The sequence below is a fragment of the Brasilonema bromeliae SPC951 genome, assembly GCF_012912135.1.
Classification (GTDB): Bacteria; Cyanobacteriota; Cyanobacteriia; order Cyanobacteriales; family Nostocaceae; genus Brasilonema; species Brasilonema bromeliae.
Genome location: NZ_QMEB01000405.1, coordinates 1 through 1,931 on the forward strand (window position 1 = coordinate 1; position 1,931 = coordinate 1,931).

The window sequence follows — 1,931 nt, forward strand, 5'->3', positions numbered from 1 at the left end:
TGGTACGGCACTATCATACGCTAGGGTTGCTACCACCCGTTCAACGCTCAGAAGGCAACTACCGCCTTTATACCCAGCAAGATGTACAACGGCTGCAACGGGTAATAGCACTGAAACAACAAGGGTTTCAGTTATCCCACATTCGCCAGCTATTAGACAGCCATTTACAGGAAACGATTGATCCGACTTTGATGGCTCAATTGCAGCAGCAATATCGTTCCGTTATTCAGCAGATTACCCGGTTGCGCCAAACCGCATCCGCATTGGAGGGATTGCTGGGGCAAGATCGTCATTGTCAGATCACCCAAGCTGAAGCTCTGGCACAACTAAAGCAATTGGAAGTTGATGCCCAGGAGGGGTTGGGTAAGCTAGATCAACTTTGGATAAACCTGGATGCAGAGACAACCACCCACCCCGAAGCGTTTCAAGAATCTTTGCAGCGGCTGCTCCCCGATTTATCTCACTATTCTGAAATCACGGTACATCTGTTGCATCAACTCGTGCTGGCATGTGGAGATGTTAGTCTGGTCAATTTCGTTCGCTTGAGTCGAGATGCGATCTCTGCTGCATGGGATGCGCTCAAATTTGGGTGTTCGGTAGTGACAGATGTGCCAGCCGTAGCTGCCACGCTGGATCACACGCGGTTGGCTCATTTAGGATGTCCCGTTGAAGCACTGATTGATGACCCTCACATCACAGGGGCAAGTGAGGCAGAACAGGCATTTTGGGATCATCACCTCTGGCAGAAACGACTACAACAAATTCCAAAGGGGTGTGTACTCGTGATTGGATACGCCCCTTCGGTACTGCTCACTACCTGTCAGTTGATTGAGCAGCAGCAAATTCAACCAGCCTTTGTAATTGGAATGCCGATCGGATTTAGTCATGCCCCAGCAGCAAAGCGACGATTAATGGAAACACAAATTCCTTACATCACGATTCAAGGCAGTCTCGGTGGTGGACTTTTAGCAGCGATGACGTTAAACGCATTGGTTGAAACATTGATTGAAAAGCCAGATTGCCATTGCTATCTCACTCGTCCGTAGTATTAGTAGCACTTAAATATAGCGGTTCTCATTTGGGTGCAATACAATAACCGCAATGTTTAAACCAGCCAATAATGTCACTTAAATGAATAGTTTCAAAAGCCTCTGTAATCGCTTTATCTAAATCCTCATATGTACGGGCTGCGATGGAACGCAGAAACTCTTTCATCTTTGACCAACAATTTTCGCGCTTGAGAAAAATCAGGCGAATACGGTGATAAATAAACCAAGTGTGCGCCCGCTGCCTCAATCGCTTCTTGAATTCCTGCAACTTTATGCGAGCTAAAATTATCCATTACTACACAAGCCCCTTCCCAAAGATTAGGAACCAAGACTTGTTCAACATAAGTTTGAAATGCCATTTTATCCGTTCCGCCTTTAAAGGTCATTCCTGCAACGATTCCACGTAAGGCGTTAAGCGTAGCTCTGCCGTAGGCAATCGCCCCAATCACTGTCACATTTTTTCCCCGCTTATCTGGGCGAGCACCATGTGCCCTTTTTCCCTTAAATGCTCTGGCATAAAGTCTCGTCATTGCTATGTTGACGTAAAGTCTGCCGGGGGAAGCTTCCCCCGGCGAGCTTTACACCGGATTCGTCAACAAACACCAAGTTGTTCGCGTCAAATGTACGGATAATTTCCCTGTCTTGCTCCGCCGCGTGTAAGGTTTTTTTTCGGGTCAATTTCAGCTTTTGTAACGTTTTACCCATTCCTGAGCGACTAATTTTTACCTGGCTTTTTAACTCCATTTGTACGCACAATTCTTCCAGAGTGCTATCGTTATTCTCTTCTACCAGTTTTTGTAAAACTGAATAATGTTCCTCTTTTATTTTAGGTGCATTCCCACTTTTATGTGGTAATGGTTCTATACGAACTGTGTCTAAATA

Annotated in this window: 2 protein-coding genes and 1 pseudogene; 1 reads left to right on the top strand and 2 read right to left on the bottom strand. The window is 45.8% G+C overall.

All coding sequences use genetic code 11. The features are described 5' to 3' along the window. A partial coding sequence (locus DP116_RS28050) for a precorrin-8X methylmutase (RefSeq protein ID WP_169158226.1) occupies positions 1–1,046 on the top strand: 1,046 nt, incomplete at its 5' end. Between the two features lie 128 nt (positions 1,047–1,174). Here the strand turns inward: DP116_RS28050 and DP116_RS28055 are convergent. Together DP116_RS28055 and DP116_RS28060 are read right to left on the bottom strand one after the other, a co-directional pair. Next, complete coding sequence (locus DP116_RS28055; RefSeq protein ID WP_169158227.1) at positions 1,175–1,579, bottom strand: transposase; 405 nt, start codon at positions 1,577–1,579, stop codon at positions 1,175–1,177. After that, a pseudogene (locus DP116_RS28060) lies at positions 1,551–1,931 on the bottom strand (hypothetical protein); the annotation flags it as partial. The pseudogene DP116_RS28060 and the gene DP116_RS28055, both read right to left, overlap by 29 nt.